15 protein-coding genes are annotated in these 15,966 nt (G+C 68.9%); 2 read left to right on the top strand and 13 right to left on the bottom strand.

What is annotated here, in order from left to right:
• Position 1 precedes the first annotated feature (1 nt).
• Positions 2-1,399: a guanine deaminase gene (guaD, locus tag CLV54_RS02075; RefSeq protein ID WP_100343289.1), complete on the bottom strand. Its 1,398-nt coding sequence runs from the start codon at positions 1,397-1,399 to the stop codon at positions 2-4.
• A 176-nt stretch (positions 1,400-1,575) separates the two neighbouring features.
• On the opposite strand from guaD, the gene CLV54_RS02070 reads away from it, so the two are divergent.
• Positions 1,576-2,988, top strand: a complete 1,413-nt coding sequence (locus CLV54_RS02070; protein WP_100343288.1) for an MFS transporter — start codon at positions 1,576-1,578, stop codon at positions 2,986-2,988.
• Positions 2,989-3,102: 114 nt separating this feature from the next.
• On the opposite strand, the gene CLV54_RS02065 is transcribed toward CLV54_RS02070, so the two are convergent.
• From CLV54_RS02065 to CLV54_RS02040, 6 genes are all read right to left on the bottom strand, one after another.
• On the bottom strand, positions 3,103-3,870 hold the full coding sequence (locus CLV54_RS02065; protein WP_100343287.1) for an SDR family NAD(P)-dependent oxidoreductase: 768 nt from the start codon (positions 3,868-3,870) through the stop codon (positions 3,103-3,105).
• A 38-nt stretch (positions 3,871-3,908) separates the two neighbouring features.
• Positions 3,909-4,757: a fumarylacetoacetate hydrolase family protein gene (locus tag CLV54_RS02060; protein ID WP_100343286.1), complete on the bottom strand. Its 849-nt coding sequence runs from the start codon at positions 4,755-4,757 to the stop codon at positions 3,909-3,911.
• A gap of 9 nt (positions 4,758-4,766) precedes the next feature.
• Positions 4,767-5,873 (bottom strand): Gfo/Idh/MocA family protein, encoded by a 1,107-nt coding sequence (locus tag CLV54_RS02055; protein ID WP_100343285.1) that lies wholly within the window; start codon positions 5,871-5,873, stop codon positions 4,767-4,769.
• Between the two features lie 124 nt (positions 5,874-5,997).
• Complete coding sequence (locus tag CLV54_RS02050; protein WP_100343284.1) at positions 5,998-6,531, bottom strand: RNA polymerase sigma factor; 534 nt, start codon at positions 6,529-6,531, stop codon at positions 5,998-6,000.
• Positions 6,528-7,172, bottom strand: coding sequence for a hypothetical protein (locus tag CLV54_RS02045; protein WP_157802770.1), 645 nt, complete (start codon positions 7,170-7,172; stop codon positions 6,528-6,530). The genes CLV54_RS02050 and CLV54_RS02045 overlap by 4 nt, the downstream gene beginning before the upstream one ends.
• A 137-nt stretch (positions 7,173-7,309) precedes the next feature.
• Positions 7,310-8,170 carry an amidohydrolase family protein gene (locus CLV54_RS02040; protein WP_170061949.1) on the bottom strand — a complete coding sequence of 287 codons (861 nt, stop codon included), beginning with the start codon at positions 8,168-8,170 and terminating at the stop codon, positions 7,310-7,312.
• Positions 8,171-8,202: 32 nt separating this feature from the next.
• Between CLV54_RS02040 and CLV54_RS02035 the strand changes: the two genes are divergently transcribed.
• Positions 8,203-9,000 (top strand): FadR/GntR family transcriptional regulator, encoded by a 798-nt coding sequence (locus tag CLV54_RS02035; RefSeq protein ID WP_100343281.1) that lies wholly within the window; start codon positions 8,203-8,205, stop codon positions 8,998-9,000.
• Here the strand turns inward: CLV54_RS02035 and CLV54_RS02030 are convergent.
• The 6 genes from CLV54_RS02030 to CLV54_RS02005 all read right to left on the bottom strand — a co-directional run bounded on the left by CLV54_RS02030 (position 8,970) and on the right by CLV54_RS02005 (position 15,593).
• Positions 8,970-10,280, bottom strand: a complete 1,311-nt coding sequence (locus CLV54_RS02030) for an L-fuconate dehydratase (protein ID WP_100343280.1) — start codon at positions 10,278-10,280, stop codon at positions 8,970-8,972. The two genes, CLV54_RS02035 and CLV54_RS02030, sit on opposite strands and share 31 nt — an antisense overlap.
• On the bottom strand, positions 10,280-11,275 hold the full coding sequence (locus tag CLV54_RS02025) for an aldo/keto reductase (RefSeq protein ID WP_100343279.1): 996 nt from the start codon (positions 11,273-11,275) through the stop codon (positions 10,280-10,282). Before CLV54_RS02025 ends, CLV54_RS02030 begins: the two co-directional genes overlap by 1 nt.
• A gap of 396 nt (positions 11,276-11,671) precedes the next feature.
• A complete protein-coding gene (locus CLV54_RS02020) occupies positions 11,672-12,688 on the bottom strand; it encodes a LacI family DNA-binding transcriptional regulator (RefSeq protein WP_100343278.1) in 1,017 nt (338 codons plus the stop codon).
• A gap of 4 nt (positions 12,689-12,692) precedes the next feature.
• The gene (locus tag CLV54_RS02015) at positions 12,693-13,157 is read right to left on the bottom strand and encodes a MaoC family dehydratase (protein WP_100343277.1); all 465 of its coding nucleotides are present in this window, start codon (positions 13,155-13,157) and stop codon (positions 12,693-12,695) included.
• Between the two features lies 1 nt (position 13,158).
• Positions 13,159-14,292: an extracellular solute-binding protein gene (locus CLV54_RS02010; protein ID WP_245861229.1), complete on the bottom strand. Its 1,134-nt coding sequence runs from the start codon at positions 14,290-14,292 to the stop codon at positions 13,159-13,161.
• Between the two features lie 110 nt (positions 14,293-14,402).
• Positions 14,403-15,593 (bottom strand): CaiB/BaiF CoA transferase family protein, encoded by a 1,191-nt coding sequence (locus CLV54_RS02005; RefSeq protein ID WP_100343275.1) that lies wholly within the window; start codon positions 15,591-15,593, stop codon positions 14,403-14,405.
• Between the last annotated feature and the right edge of the window lie 373 nt (positions 15,594-15,966).

The following is a 15,966-nucleotide window of genomic DNA, read 5'->3' as shown; positions in this document are numbered from 1 at the left end:
CTCAGCCCTTCGTGTAGGCGCGTTCGCCCAGCACCCAGGTCTCGTCGACGCTGCGCTCGTCGCCGACCATCATGATGCCGAAGAGCAGGTTCGCCGCATCGTCCAGGGTCGCGGGCGCGCCGCCATCCGCGATGAGGCTCTGATGCCAGGCGAGCGCGGGCGGGCCGGCCTTCCAGTCGAGGGCCACGAAGTCGGCCTCCTTGCCGACCTCGAAGTTGCCGATCCTGTCGTCGAGGTACAGCCCCTCTGCGCCGCCGAGCGTGATCGACCAGAAGGCGCGGTACACCGAGAGCTTGTTGCGCTCGGCCTCGGCGAGGTCCTGCTGGCGCGGGTCGACGCTGCCGTCGAGCAGGGTGTTGTTGAGCATGCCCACCTTGTACGCGTCCTCGAGCACGTTGAGCATGCTGAAGCGGTTGCCGCCGCCCATGTCGGTGCCGAACGTCATCCGCAGCCGCTGCGCGGGATCCGTGGCCTTGCCCAGCCGGAACAGGCCGCTGCCGAGGAACAGGTTCGAGACCGGGCAGAAGGTGACCGACGCGCCCGCCTCCGAGAGCCGGCGCATCTCGTCGTCGTTGAGCCAGACGGCATGGCCGCCCGTGAACCGTGGGCCCACGAGGCCGAACTTCTCGTACACGCCCAGGTAGTCGTCGCAGTCGTCGTGCAGGGCGAGCACCCCGCGGATCTCGCTCGGGTTCTCGGAGATGTGCGTGTGCACCCACAGCTCCGGGTGCTCGTCCTTGAGCCGCTTGCAGGCCTCGAGCAGCTCGTCGGAGGCGCCGAAGGCGAAGCGCGGCGTGATCGCGTAGAGGTTGCGGCCCACCCCGTGGTAGCGCTCGATGAGCGCCGTGCTGTCGGCGTAGAACTCCTCGGGAGTGTTCAGGAACTCCTCCGGGGCGTTGCGGTCGATGCCGGTGAGGCCCGAGATCACGCGCATCTTGCGGCGGGCGGCCTCCTCGAAGAACTCCTCGGTCGCCACGGGCGAGCTGCTCGAGAAGGCCTGGCACGTCGTCGTGCCCGAGGCGAGCAGGTAGTCGAAGAACCGGCGGGTGCCCTCCCGGGCGTAGTCGCGGTCGGCGTACCTGAGCTCCTCGGGGAACACCCATTTCTGCAGCCACGGCAGCAGCTGCTCGCCGTACGCCCCGAGCACGCGCGTCTGCGGCACGTGGATGTGCCCGTCGATGAACCCCGGCACGATGATGCGGTCGCGCAGCTCGGTGACCTCGGCGTCGGGGTAGTCGGCTGCGACATCCGAGTGGTCTCCGAACGCCACGATGATCCCGTCGTCGAGCACGAGCAGTCCATCGGCGAAGAACCTCGCCGACTCCTCCTCGCGACCCGGATGCCTCCACGGGTCGTCCACGAAATCCAGGAACGTTCCACGAACTGCTGTGATCGACATGATTGCCTTCCCCCGGGGCCGATGCGTTCGAACACACCATGACACGGATGCTGCGGGCTAGGAAGACGTGGGTGGCGATCGGGCCGCCCGTGTGCACCGAACGGGGGCCACGATCGCGCTCACGACGGCACGCACGCCTGCGCCTGCTGTTAACCGAATCGCACTAGCCTGAGCGCATGACCGAGAACTCGGAGCCGGGCGGCACCGACGCGCCCCGCAACTTCCCGCCGGCGCCGCTCACCGGGGCGGATGCCGCAGCCGCGACGGTCGGCGTCGACACGGCGCAGCTCGAGGCCGTCGCCGCCCAGACCCACCGCAAGGGCCGCATCCTCTCGTGGGCGCTGTGGGACTGGGGCGGAGCCGCCTTCAACGCCGTCGTCACGACCTTCGTCTTCACCGTCTACCTCACCGGCGACGAGGCTTTCGGCGGCGAGACCTTCGTCTCGGCGCAGCTCGGCTGGACACTCGCGGTCGCCGGCGTCGTCGTCGCCGTTCTCGCGCCGATCACGGGGCAGCGCTCCGATGTCTCGGGGCGCCGCAAGTTCTGGCTCGCGATCAACACCTACATCGTCGTCATCGTCACCGCGCTGATGTTCTTCGTCGAGCCGGGCCCGGGCTTCCTGTGGTTCGGGCTGTTCCTGCTCGCGGTGGGCACCGTGTTCTTCGAGTTCGCCTCGGTCAACTACAACGCGATGCTCGTCAACGTCTCGACGCCGCGCTCGATCGGGCGCATCAGCGGCTTCGGCTGGTCGATGGGCTACTTCGGCGGCATCGTGCTGCTGCTCATCGTGTACTTCGGCTTCATCAACCCCGAGGTGGGGCTCTTCGGCGTGACCGGCGATAACGGCCTCGCGGTCCGCGTCTCGATGCTCATCGCGGCCATCTGGTTCGGACTGTTCGCCCTGCCCGTGCTGCTCGCGGTTCCCGAGTACCACGCACCCAACGCGATCGCACGCGAGAAGGTCGGCTTCTTCGCCTCCTACGCGCGACTCGGCAAGGATATCGCGGCCCTGTGGCGCACGAGCCGCAACACGGTGTTCTTCCTCATCTCGAGCGCCGTCTTCCGCGACGGGCTGACGGGCGTCTTCACCTTCGGCGGCATCCTCGCGGCGGGCACCTTCGGCTTCTCGGCCGGCGAGGTCATCATCTTCGCGATCGCCGCGAACGTCGTCGCGGGCATCTCGACGGTCACGGTCGGCCTGCTCGACGACAGGATCGGGCCCAAGCCCGTCATCGTCGCGGCCCTCATCGGCCTCGTGATCTCGGGGCTCGCGGTGTTCTTCCTGCACGATGGGGGCCAGACGATCTTCTGGATCTTCGGCCTCGCGCTCACCCTCTTCGTGGGCCCCGCCCAGTCGGCGAGCCGCTCCTTCCTCGCGCGGGTCATCCCGCCGGGGCGCGAGGGCGAGATCTTCGGCCTCTACGCGACGACGGGCAAGGCGGCGACCTTCCTGGCGCCCACGGCCTTCGCCCTCTTCGTGACCCTCGGCGGCGCGCAGTACTGGGGCATCCTCGGAATCGTCGTCGTGCTCTTCATCGGCCTCGTGCTCGTGCTGCCGGTCAAGCCCGGCAAGCGACACGTCGACTGACGCCTCGCGCCAAGGTCTCGCGACAGCTAACTCGCGGCACGTGAAAGTCCCGCCGGCCCGCGGAATTCCGGGGGCCGGCGGGACTTTCACGTGCCGCGAGCGAACGCGACGGGCTCAGTCGATGAGCGGGCGGATCCGCAGGTTCTTCACGCCGCCGTCGACCGAGAGGTCGGAGCCGGTGATCGAGCCGGAGTTCGGGCTCGAGAGGAAGGCGATCGCCGCGGCGACCTCCTCCGGCTCGACCATCCGGCCGGTCGCCTGGCGGGCGTCGAGCGCGGCGCGCTCGGCCACGGGGTCGGGGAAGTTCTGCAGCATCCGTGCGACGAACGGCGTGTTCACGGTGCCGGGGCTCACGCAGTTGACCCGGATGCCCTCGCGCACGTGGTCGGTCGCCATCGCCATCGTGAGCGAGTAGACGGCGCCCTTCGACGCGCCGTAGACGGCACGCTGGGGCAGGCCCGAGAGCGCGGCGATCGAGCACACGTTGACGATGGATGCCGCCTCCGAGCGTCGCAGCAGGGGAAGGGCCGCGGCGCTCACCCGCGCCACGCCGATCACGTTGATGCCGAGCACCCGCTCCCACTCGGCGTCGTCGTTGTCTTCGACGGTGCCGACGGCACTGATGCCCGCGTTGTTGACGAGCACGTCGAGGCCGCCGAAGGTCTGCTCGATCCGGGCCATCGCGGCGACGACCGACGCGCGGTCGGAGACGTCGCAGACGAAGCCGGTGAGCTGCTCGGGCAGGTCGACGGGGTTGATGTCGAGCACGGCGACGCGGGCGCCGCGGTTCGCGAGCTCGAGGGCGGTCGCGAGGCCGATGCCCGACGCGCCTCCCGTGACGGCCGCGACGAGGCCGGAAAATTCTGCGGAGGTCTCCGCCATGGTGTCTCCTTCGTTCGGGGTGATGGGTGCTGCGCGGCTCAGGCCTGCGCGAATTCCTGGCGGGCGCGCCCGAGCTCGTCGATCTCGAGCTCGACGACGTCGCCGTCGCGGAGGTACGGCTTGTCGGGCAGGCCGAGGGCGACGCCGGCCGGCGTTCCCGTGTTGATGAGCTCGCCCGGGTGCAGCACCATGAACTGGCTCAGGTACCAGACGACGTGGCGGATGCCGAAGATCATGTTCGCGGCGGTGCCGTTCTGGCGCTGCACGCCGTTCACCCAGAGCCGCAGGCCGAGGCTCTGCGGGTCGGCGATCTCGCTCGACGGCACGAACCACGGCCCGAGCGGGTTGAAGGTCTCGCAGCTCTTGCCCTTGTCCCACTGGCCGCCGCGCTCGAGCTGGAACTCGCGCTCCGACACGTCGTGCGAGAGCACGTAGCCGGCGATGTACTCGTCGGCCTCCTCCGGCGACGACAGGTAGCGGGCCGTCTTGCCGATGACGACGCCCAGCTCGACCTCCCAGTCGGTCTTGACCGAGTTGCGAGGCACGAGCACGGTGTCGAACGGCCCGACGACGGTCGAGGGGTCTTTCATAAAGACGACGGGCTCAGCGGGGATCTGGGCGTTCGTCTCCTCGGCGTGGTCGCGGTAGTTGAGGCCGATACATACGACCTTTCCGGGGCGGGCGATGGGAGCGCCGATACGCGCCCCCTCGTCGCCGACGGGGCTCAGCTCACCGGCGGCGAGGGCGCTGCGAACACGCTCGACACCGCCCGATGCGAAGAAGGCGCCGTCGATGTCGGGGGTCAGGCCCGAGAGGTCATAGGTGACGCCATCGCTCACAACCGCCGGTTCTTCAGCTCCAAAGGCGCCCAAACGGAGAAATTTCATGCTCTTCTTTCAGTCGGTTTCCGTGTCGTAAGCGGGGTGGATGCCTTCCCGCTCCTGAGACTCATACGCGGCTTCGACGACTGCCATGGTGTGAATAACGTCTTCGACACTCGTGGGGAGGCTCGGCACCGAGCCTTCCACGTAGCGCTGCACAGCGGCCATTGATCCGATAAATGCGTCCGGAAACCATGATCCCTCAAATGGGACCGGCTGCCACCCACTTTCTCGCTCGGAATCGTAGATGACCTCCAATTTGTCCTCTCCGCCCGTCGGATAGTCGAGCAGAAGGCCCATCTGCGCACGGATCGCGCCCTTAGTGCCCTCCCACTTGATGAAGCTCTCCTCGTACTCCGGCCCGAAGTCGTGGTCGTGGTTGGTGGCGATGACGACCCGGATCGGGCGGTCGTGGTAGCGCATGAGGATGACCGAGCGGGTGTTCGCGTGGCTCTTCTCCGGGTGCACGACCGTCACGGCGCTCACGCCGTCCGGATCCCCGAGGAAGGAGCGGATGAGGTCGATGTAGTGCACGCTGTGCATGTTGATCTCGAGCCGGTCGAGGGTCAGCACGTGCGGGAACATCTGCCAGGGCGTGTCGACCTGCACGCGGATCTCGAGGTCGTAGAGCTCGCCGATGGCGCCCGAGGCGATGAGCTTGCGCGCCTCGGCGACGTAGGGCGCGAAGCGCAGCTGAGTGTTCACGGCCGCGACGAGGCCTTTGCGGCGGCAGATCTCGAGCAGGTGCAGGCCATCGGCGAGGTGGTTGCCGAGGGGCTTCTGGATGAGCACGGCCGCCCCGTCGGGCAGCGCCTCGAGGGTGTCGGCGTACTGCTCCGGCATCAGCGCGATGTCGAAGACGACGTTCTCGGGAGCCGCCGCGACGGCCTCGGCGACCGTGCCGTAGACGGCGGGGATGCCGTACTCGTCGGCGAGCGCCTGCGCGCGGGCCACCGTGCGGTTGTAGATGCCCACCACGGGATAGCCGGCCTTGCGGTACGCCGGCAGGTGCGCGTCTTTCACGATGCCGCCCGCTCCGAGGAGCATGATCGGCCGCGGGTTCCGCGGGAGCTCCAGAGTGTAGGCCTCAGCGGGGGAGAATTCGGGGAAATTCGTCGTCATCGATAGCACCCATCAGGAAAGTCGTGTCTTCACGCTAGCTCACTTGTCTGTGCATGAGCAAACGTTTGAGCACTGCCCCCGAGCGGACCCGGCTGTCCGTGCCCTCAGCGCTCACCCGCCCGGGTCATCGGTCCATCGAGTTGCTCACACCTGTCGCGGCGGAGCTCACCGACAGGGCTTGCTTGAGGTCGGCCCGTGCCCTCTGATACCGGGTTCGAGCGGTCGATGCCGAGATGCCGAGGATCTCGCCCGCCGCGGCGACGGCGAAGCCTTCCCAGTGGATCAAGCGCACGAGCTCGGCCTGATCCGGGGCGAGCCGTCCTATGGCGTCTCGAACCTCGAGGCCCTCGTCAGCGGGGGCTCCCCCTGCTCGTGCGGCGGTGAGCGTCGCGCGCAGCCGGTCGGCGAGTTTCCCGCGCCGCTGTTCGCTGCGCCTGGTGTTCGCAAGCACGTTGCGTGCGATGCCGAACAACCACATCCGTGACTGCTCCGGGTCGGCGGGGATCGCATCGGCGCGCCGCCATGCGGCGACCATGACCTCCGCAAGGGCATCCGCGGCGTCCTCTGCGCCAAGACGCCGCTCCAGGTATCTCAGGATGTCAGCGGCATCACGATCGAGGGCGCGCGTGAAGTCGGCCGGTACATCGTCGCGGGTCACCCGACGACCCCTGGGCAGTTCGGCTCGGATTGCAACGTCAGCTCGTTGTCGACGCCGGTCATCCCTCGCCGGGCGAGATCGGCGTCCATCGCGGTGACGACGATGTCCCAGACGGCGGTCATGTACTCCTGATCGGCGCTGTAGTACTCGGTGCCGAACCCGCCGGGCACCCTGGATCCGTCCGGGTTCACGTGAACCGACTCACCACCTCGTCGCCGCTCGATCGTCGCCTGTATCGCGTCATCGGTGAGCAGAGCCGCGAGGTCCGTATCGCGGTAGAAGTCCTCGGTGGCCTCGATTGCGGCTGGAACCGTGCCCGAGACCCCACCGATGCGCTGCTCGCATTCGATACCGCTGGGCAGGGTGTAGCTGAACGACGCAATCGAATCGCTCTGCGCCCAAGGGAGGGTCCACATCCCCGTCGCCGCCGCCGCGGTGGCCACCCCGCCGAACACGAGCGCGGCCACGAGCGCGGCCACCGCAGGCCGCGCCCATCGACGGGGTCGCGCACCCGCGGCGGCTCCGGTGATGGCCCCGAGACGCTTCAGCTCAACCATCACATCTGGGGTGAGGGGCGTGGTCCGCGGGCTCGACTGATCAAGCACCTCATCGAAGGGGTCCCTGGCGGGGGTCATGCTCACGATGCAGCTCCTCACGATTCGCTTACATCCTGAACATGTCCGGTCGAAGCGCAAACGTCTGCGGAGGAGGAATGTTCTTCATCGACACGACTGGCCGCACAACACCGAGCTCAGGGACTGAGAGAGGCCTGCGTGTCTCAGGCGAGAGCGCGCTCGATCGCCTCGGGCGAGATCCCGTAGAACTCGACGGCGGTGCCGCTGAGCACCCGCTCGCGATCGGTCGCGCTCCACGAGCCGAACACCGGCTGGAGAGAGTCCCAGACCCGGTCGTAGTCCCCCGAGAGCACCGAGATGGGCCAGTCGCCGCCGTACATCAGACGGTCGACCCCGAAGACCTCGACCGCGCGGTCGACGTAGCTGCGGAGCTCGTCCGTCCAGTCGGCGTCCGGGCCGGCCGGGTAGAGGCCCGACACCTTGGCGTGCACGAGCGGGTTCTGCGCCGCCTCGGCGATGAGGCTCCACCACGGCTCGCGGTCGGCCTGGCCGAACGGCGGCTTCGACAGGTGGTCGATCACGATCTTGAGCCGCGGATGCCGCTCGCTCAACACGCGCACGTGCTCGAGGTGGCGCGGCAGCACCGAGACGAGGTCGAAGGTCGCACCGGCATCCTCGAGCACTCCGAGCCCCTCGTCGACGTCGGGCCGCAGCAGGAAGTCGGGGTCGGGCCGGTCGTGGATGAGGTTGCGGATGCCGACCACGAGCGGGTTGCGCCGCAGCTCGGCGAGGCGGGCGGCGGCGGCCTCCGGCCGTTCGAGCGGAACGTACCCGACCACGGCGACGACCTCGGGATTCGCGGCCGCGACCTCGAGCATGTAGTCGGTGTCGTCGTCATTGTCGGCCGACTGCACGAGAACACTCGCATCGACGCCCGCACGAGCGAAGGCGGGCTTGACCTCGTCGATCGTGATCGTGCGGTCGATGGGGCTCAGACTCGCGTCGAGCCAGTCGTAGCGCGCGCGGGTGAGATCCCACACGTGCTGATGGGCGTCGATGATCATCGCTGGCAACTCGCTCTCTGTAAAATCGTCAGATGACCAGTCAATCAGATGACGCCGGAGTCATCGTGAACGACGTCACACCGCCTCTCTCTCAGACGGATGTCGTGGTGCACGGCATCAAAGACATGATCACCTCGGGCAAGCTCGGCCCCGGAGCGCGGCTCCCGGTCGAGAAGGATCTCGCGACGCAGCTGGGCGTCTCCCGCGGCTCGCTGCGCGAGGGCGTGCGGGCCCTGTGCATCATGGGCGTGCTCGAGACCCGCCAGGGCGACGGAAGCTACGTGACCTCGCTCGACGCGAGCCTGCTGCTCGCCCCGATGGCCTTCCTCGTCGACATGCAGACCCCGGAGGGCACCCTGCAGCTGCAATCCGTGCGCCGGGTGCTCGAGTCCGAGGCGGCGTCGAGGGCCGCGGGCTCGATGAGCGACGAGCAGCTCGCCGAGGCCGAGGCGGTGCTGAGCGGCGTGGAGGCGATCGTGCTCGCCGACGAGCCCACCGACCACCTGGCCGTTATGGAGGCCGACATCGCCTTCCACCGCGTGATCGCCCGCGGGGCCGGCAACCCGGCCCTCGAGGCGCTCATCGAGGCGCTCGCCAGCCGCACCGTGCGCGCACGGCTGTGGCGGGCGATCAACGAGGAGGGCGTCGAGCGGGCGACGCACGCCGAGCACCGCGCCATCCTCAGAGCCCTCACCGCGAGGGATGCCGACGGCGCGCGCCTGCGCATGGCCACGCACCTCCTCGCGGTCGAGGACTTCCTCGCCACCCAGCCGAAGCCGGGTGACGAGGCATCCGGGGCTCAGGCCGGAACGGCCACCGAGGCCCAGTAGCTGCCGTTCGGGTACGCGTACTCGGCGATCGAGGCCTCGTGCATCTCGGCGGAGTAGCCGGGCTGGTCGGGCAGCCGGTAGGCGCCGTCCTCGACGATGCACGGGTCGACGAAGTGCTCGTGCAGGTGGTCGACGAACTCGGTCACCCGGCCCTCGAGCGAGCCGGAGACGGCCACGTAGTCGAAGACCGAGAGGTGCTGCACGAGCTCGCACAGGCCCACACCACCGGCGTGCGGGCACACGGGAACCCCGAACTTCTTCGCCATCAGGTACACGGCCAGGATCTCGTTGATGCTCGCCAGGCGGGCCGAGTCCAGCTGGCAGAAGTCGATCGCCCCCGCCTGGAACATCTGCTTGAACAGCACCCGGTTCATACCGTGCTCACCCGTGGCCACCCCGATCGGCGCCACGGCTTCCCGGATCGCGGCGTGCCCCAGCACGTCGTCCGGGCTCGTGGGCTCCTCGATCCACAGCGGCTTGAACTCGGCGAGCCGGCCCACCCACTCGATGGCCTCCGGCACATCCCACACCTGGTTCGCGTCGATCATGAGGTTCGCATCCCAGCCGATCACCTCGCGCGCGATGCCCAGCCGGCGGATGTCGTCCTCCAGGTCGCCGCCGACCTTGAGCTTGATGTGCTTGTAGCCGGCATCCACGGCCTCCTGGCACAGGCGGCGCAGCTTCTCGTCCGAATAGCCCAGCCAGCCCGCGCTCGTCGTGTAGCAGGGGTAGCCGGATGACTCGAGCTCGGCGATCCGGGCGGCGCGCGTCGGTGCCATCTCCTCGAGCATGCCCACCGCCTCGTCACGGGTGAGGACATCGGAGAGGTACTTCAGGTCCGCGACATCCACGAGCTCCTCCGGGCTCATCTCCGCCAGCAGACGCCACAACGGCTTGCCCGCACGACGAGCCGCCAGATCCCACACCGCGTTCATGACCGCGGCCATCGCCAGGTGCTCGACGCCCTTCTCGGGGCCGAGCCACCGCAGCTGCGAGTCGGTCTTGAGCTCGCGGTAGATGCCGCCGAGATCGCCCACGATCTGCTCGACCGAGCGGCCGACGAGAGGAGCGGCCCGGTGCTGCGCGGCGAGCACGCAGATGTCGTTGCCGCGGCCGATCGTGAAGGTGAAGCCGTGGCCGGCGAGGCCCGGCTCGTCGGTGCGCAGCACGACGTAGGCGGCGGAGTAGTCCGCGTCTTTGTTCATCGCGTCGGAGCCGTCCGCGCTCAGGGACGTGGGGAAGCGCACGTCGACGACATCGACGCTCGTAATGGTGGTCATCAGTTCTCCAGATATGAGGTGAAGGCGCCCTGGGGCAGGAGGCCTTCGCTGTGCAGATCCCGCCAGAGCTGGGCCGGGACAGGGGTGTCGAAGCGGTCGAAGTTGCTCTCGACCTGGGCGGCCGTGCGGGCGCCGAGCACCACCGACACCACTGCGGGGTGCAGCAGCGGGAACGCCACCGCGGCCTCCGGCAGGGTCACCCCGTGCCGCTCGCACACCTCGGCGATCCGGTTCGCCCGGTCGATCAGCTCCGCCGGCGCCGGCTCGTAGTTGTAGTGCGCGTCGGCCGGCACCCGGTTCGCCGACAGCAGCCCCGAGTTGTACACCCCGGCTGCCACGATCCCCACCCCGCGCTCCACCGCGAGCGGCAGCAGGTCGTCCAGGGCGCCCTGCTCGAGCAGCGTGTACCGGCCCGCGAGCATGATCACGTCCACGTCGCTGTTGCGGATGAAGTGCGCAGGCAGCTCCGCCTGGTTCATCCCCGCTCCGATCGCCCGCAGCACACCCTGATCCCGCAGCTCCACGAGCGCCGGCAGTGCCTCATCCGTCGCCTGATCGCGGAAGTCGTCCGGATCGTGCAGGTACGCGATGTCGATCCGGTCCAGGCCCAGCCGGGTCAGCGACTCCTCGATCGAACGCAGGATGCCGTCACGACTGAAATCCCATTGACGCCGTTTGTCGGCGGGAACGTCGAAGCCCTCCGTGTCGCGACCGCCCTCGCCGCCGGGGTTGTCGACGATCAGCCGGCCCACCTTCGTCGACAGAACGAACTCGTCCCGTGGACGGCTCGACAGCGCGAGCCCGGCCCGCCGCTCCGACAGGCCCAGGCCGTAGTGCGGGGCCGTGTCGAAATAGCGGATGCCGCCGGCCCACGCCGCGTCGACCGCGGCGACCGAGTCCTCGTCGGTCGTCGCACGATAGAGATTGCCGAACTGAGCCATACCCACACCGAGTTCGGTGAGTTCGAGCCCGTTCGTGAGCACACGAGTACGCATGACGACCCTTTCTGCACGCCTTCGGTCACGGTCGACCGTGACTCAACAAGAGTACAGACATATGATGAATCCGCGAAAGTGAGCTGCGCAATCGTGTGATCATCCAGGGCTTCGGGCCATTGATCCGTTGTTTACGGTCACACGCGCGGGGTTTCCGGCCCCGGACTACCGCTGTCCCCACACAGGAGACCGGCACCAGATCAGGCAGAATCACCCGCGGTCATCCGGGCTGACCTCCGCAACTCCTGCATTTGGGAAGCACCACTCCTGCATTGGGGCGCGCTGCGTGGCCGGGGTGGGGAGGGGCAGGGCAGGGCAGGAGGCCGTCCGCGCGGGCGCAGAGGCGGCTACGCCTCGACGGGGGTAGATGCGGCTCCGCCGACGGGGTGGAGGCGGCTACGCGCCGAGGGGGATGGCCGACTCGCGCACGATCAGCTGAGGGGCCGGGGAGGCCACGACGACATCCCGCCGCTCCTCGTCGCCCTGCAGGCGGCTGACGATCTGCGAGACCGCGAGACGGCCCAGCTGACGCAGCGGCATCTTCACCGTGGTGAGCGGCGGCCAGCTGTTCTCCGCCGTCCAGGCGTCGTGCATGGCCACGACCGAGAGGTCCTCGGGAATCCGCACGCCGATCGACCGCGCCTCGGCGAGCACCCCGATCGCGGCGTTGACGTTCGACACGAAGATCGCGGTGGGCGGCTCGGCGGCGGCCATGATCGTGCGCAGCGCCTCGCGGCCGGCCCGCGGCTCGTAGCCGAGCGCCGTCACATGCGCGGGGTCGACTGGGAGGCCCGCGGCATCCATCGCCTCGCGGAAGCCTGCCGCACGACGCCCCGCCGTGTAGCTGCTCGGAACACCGCCGACGAAGCCGATGCGGGCGTGGCCCAGCCCGATGAGGTGCTCGGTCGCCAGGCGTGCGCCCGCGTCATCCTGCAGGGTCACCGCCCCCACGTGATTGGGCTCGACCGAGTTGATGAAGATCACGGGAGCGCGCACCTCGAGCAGGCGCTCGACCTCGGCCGGCGTCACGTGATCGCTCAGCTGCACGAGGATGCCGTCGACCCGCCCCTCGCCGATGAGCTTGTCGATCGCCTCTCCCCCGGGCTGCATGTCTTCGGCGCGGCCCAGCAGGACCATGTAGTCGCGCTCGAGGGCCTCCTCCTCGACACCCTCCATGAGCTCGGTGAAGATCGCGTTCGTGAGATCGGGAACGATGAGCGCGAGCGCGTTGGACCGCGCGAACTTGAGCGCACGCCCGGCGAAGTTGGGGCGGTAGTCGAGCTCCTTCGCGGCGGCGTGGATGCGCTGACGGGTCTCATCGCTCACACGCGTCGCCGGTGCGTCGCTCAGTACTCGCGACGCCGCCGAAATCGAGACCCCGGCACGCTTCGCGACATCGCTCAGGGTTGCCATTGCATCAGTGTACGGGGGTGGTGTCCCTTTTATTGGTGAGATAGAGATGGGTGAGAACGAGCACGGTCTCCTCGTGCTGGTTCGTCACGGTGACCAGCTCGTGAACGTAGCCGTACTGCTCGGGCCGTTTGGCGTGGTCGGTCTTCTCTGTTATTTCGGCGGTGACCGTGATCGTGTCGCCGATGAAGACCGGCTTGATGAAGCGGATGCGGTCGTAGCCGTAGCTCATCGCCTGCGGGTTGATGTCGGATGCCGTCATGCCCACCGCGATCGAGAGGATGAGCGTTCCGTGCGCGATGCGCTGGCCGAAGGGCTGGGTGGCCGCCCACGCGGCATCCATGTGGTGCGGGAAGAAGTCCCCGGTCTGGCCGGCGTGCACGACGATGTCGGTCTCGGTGATCGTGCGCCCCACCGTGGAGCGCTTCTCCCCGAGCTCGTAGTCGTCGAACCAGCGATCGATGGTCTGCATGTCACTCCCCCGTCAGCAGCCGCGCGGCCGCGTCGTTCAACCGTGTGATCAGTTCCGCGTCGCTCAGCTCGCCCCGCAGCGCCTCGGTCACCCACGGCGAGACGAGATCCTGGAACTCGATGTAGCCCGCGAGGCGGGGGCGCAGGTAAGCGCCCTCGAGCGTCGCCCTCGTGTTGCGGAAGAAGCCGAGGGTGTCGTCGTTGAGGCGGTCGTCCTCCCACGCCACGGCGTTGCCGGGCTGGCCGCCGCCGTCGTAGTAGACCGTCTTCTGCACCTCGGCCGACGAGACCCAGAAGGCGAAGGCGCGCGCGGCGTCGAGCTCGGCCGAGCGTGCGGAGACGGCGATGCCGGCGCCGCCGAGCAGCGAGCCGCTCACCCCGGCCGGGCCCGCCGGGATGTCGGTGTAGGCCAGGCGACCGGGCCGGAAGCCGGGGCGCGAGTAGTTCGTGTAGCCGAAGGCGAGCGGCGCGTAGGCCCAGCGGTTCTCGGTGCTGAGGGCCTCGGCGACCTGGATCGGGTTGAACGCGAGGTTGCTCGGCGGCACGAGGGCGGCGAGCTCGTGCATGATCCCGAGCGCCTGCTCCGCGGCATCCGCCGGCAGGAAGACGCCGGGCTCGGCGTTGGCACCGTGCCCGTGCACGCCCGCGATCGTCACGAGGCTCGAGTAGGCGTCGATGGGCTTCGCAGGCCAGAGCACGAGGCCGTCGCGCGCGAGCTCGAGCACGGCGGCCCAATCCCGCGGCGGCTCGGCGATGAGGTCGGGCCGGTAGACGGCGACCTGGGCGGCGGCGTCGCTCGCGAGCCCGTACTGGTGGCCGTTGTGGGCATAGCTCTCGTGCGAGCGGCCCACCGACTGCGTCGCGAGGGTCTCGAGCTGATCGTCGAAGCCCACGCCGTCGAGCCGGGCGAAGAGCCCCTCCTCGGCGGCGAGCGGGATGTGCGGGTGGTCGATGACGAGCAGGTCGTAGTCGGCGGCGAGCGCGTCGATGGGCGCGTCGGCGAAGGCCTGCAGGGAGCGGAACTCCCAGCGCACCTCGACGTCGGGCACGAGCTGCGCGTAACGGGCGGCGGAGGCGACCATGCAGTCGTAGCCGCGCGAGTGCTCCCAGGTGATTCCTCTGAGGACGGTCGTCATGATCGTTGTGTTCTTCTCTCGGGCCGGGTGGCGGGATGCCGGGTGGCGGGGTGTTCGGGCGGGGGATGTTCGGGCGGGGCCGGTCGGGCGCCGATCGGGCGGTGGCGGGCTCAGGCCTCGACGGGCGAGAAGAACTCGGCATCGACGAGGGCGTTGTGCTGTCCGAGCTTCGGCGCGGGCTTGTCGCTCGTGAGGATGCGTCCGTCGATGCGGATCGGGCTGCGCGTCGTGGAGAGGCTCAGCGTCTGGCCGTCATCGGTGTGACCGGAGTCGCGGACGACGGTCTGCGTCATCCGCAGTGCTTCGAAGCCCTCGTGCGCCACGAGCTCCTCGAGGGTGAGCACGGGGGCGCACCAGACGTCGGCCGCGTCGAGGATGTCGAGCCAGTACTGCGTCGTGTTCAGGGCGAAGTGGCTCGCCAGCAGGGCCTCGATCTTCTCCTGCTCGTTCCACCACGACTCGGGGTCGGTCAGCTGCTCGAGCTCGGACAGCCCGAGGAGCCGGCCGATCGTGGGGATCGGGTTCATCGCGAGCGCCAGGTAGCCGTCGCTCGTGGGGTAGGTGCCGTAGGGGGCCGAGAGGAAGGCGTGCGCCGAGTGCTTGCCGTTGCGCTGAACGGTCACCGTGCTGTCGTTGAGGTGGGTGCTGAGCAGCTCGAACTGCAGGTCGAGGGTCGACTCGAGCAGGCTCGTCTGGGCGTGACCGCCGAGACCCGTGCGCTCACGGCGGAAGAGCAGGGCCGTGACGCCCTCGGCGATGTGGCAGCTCGTGAGGTGGTCGGCGATGGAGAGGCCGACCGGAACGGGGCCGTCGTCGCGCGAGCCGCTCAGCCAGGGCAGGCCCGAGATCGACTGGGCGAGCAGGTCTTGCCCCGGGCGGTCCTTCCACGGGCCCTCGTCGCCGTAGCCACTCGCGCTCCCGTAGACGATGCGCGGGTTGATCGCCCGCACCGACTCGTAGTCGAGGCCGATGCGCTCCATAACACCGGGCCGGAAGTTCTGGATGATCACGTCGGCCTTCACGACGAGCTCGCGCACGCGGGCGAGGTCGTCGGGGTTCTTGAGGTCGGCCGTGATGCCCTCCTTGTTGCGGTTCATCGCGTGGAAGGAGACCGTGTCGCCGTCGGCGGTGCGGCCGGCGAAGGCGAGGGTCCGGCCGATGTCGCCGGTTCCGGGTCGCTCGATCTTGATCACGCGGGCACCGAGATCGGCCAGCCGCATCGCCGCGACCGGCCCGGCCAGGAACTGGCTGAAGTCGAGTACGAGGATGCCGTCGAGCGGACGGACGAACTCGTCGGTCATCGCTCCTCCAATCTGCTGCGAATGAAAAGTCATGCGTGCCGTGCGGCTGGTCCCCACCGTGGAAAACGGTGTTGTTCTCGGGTGCGCAATCGTTTGATCATTTGATAGTACATCACCGGGATCGGAATGGGCACGGGAGGTGCGGGCGGTTTCGGGGCGGGGGCGGGGATGGGGGTCGGGTCGGGGCGGGGATGGGGATGGGGGTCGGGGCGGGGCGGGGATGGGGGCGGAGTCGGGCAGAGTCGGGGCAGGGCGGGGCAGAGCAAGGGGCAGGGCGGGGCAGAGCCGGGAATCGGGCGGGGTCGGGCGGAGTCGGGGACGGGGCGGAGCAGGGCCCGGGGTCGGGCGGAGTCGGGCGAGTGGCATCCGTGGT

This window comes from Compostimonas suwonensis (assembly GCF_002797855.1).
In the GTDB taxonomy this organism is placed as follows: Bacteria; Actinomycetota; Actinomycetes; order Actinomycetales; family Microbacteriaceae; genus Compostimonas; species Compostimonas suwonensis.
This window is presented reverse-complemented; position numbering and strand designations above follow the sequence as displayed.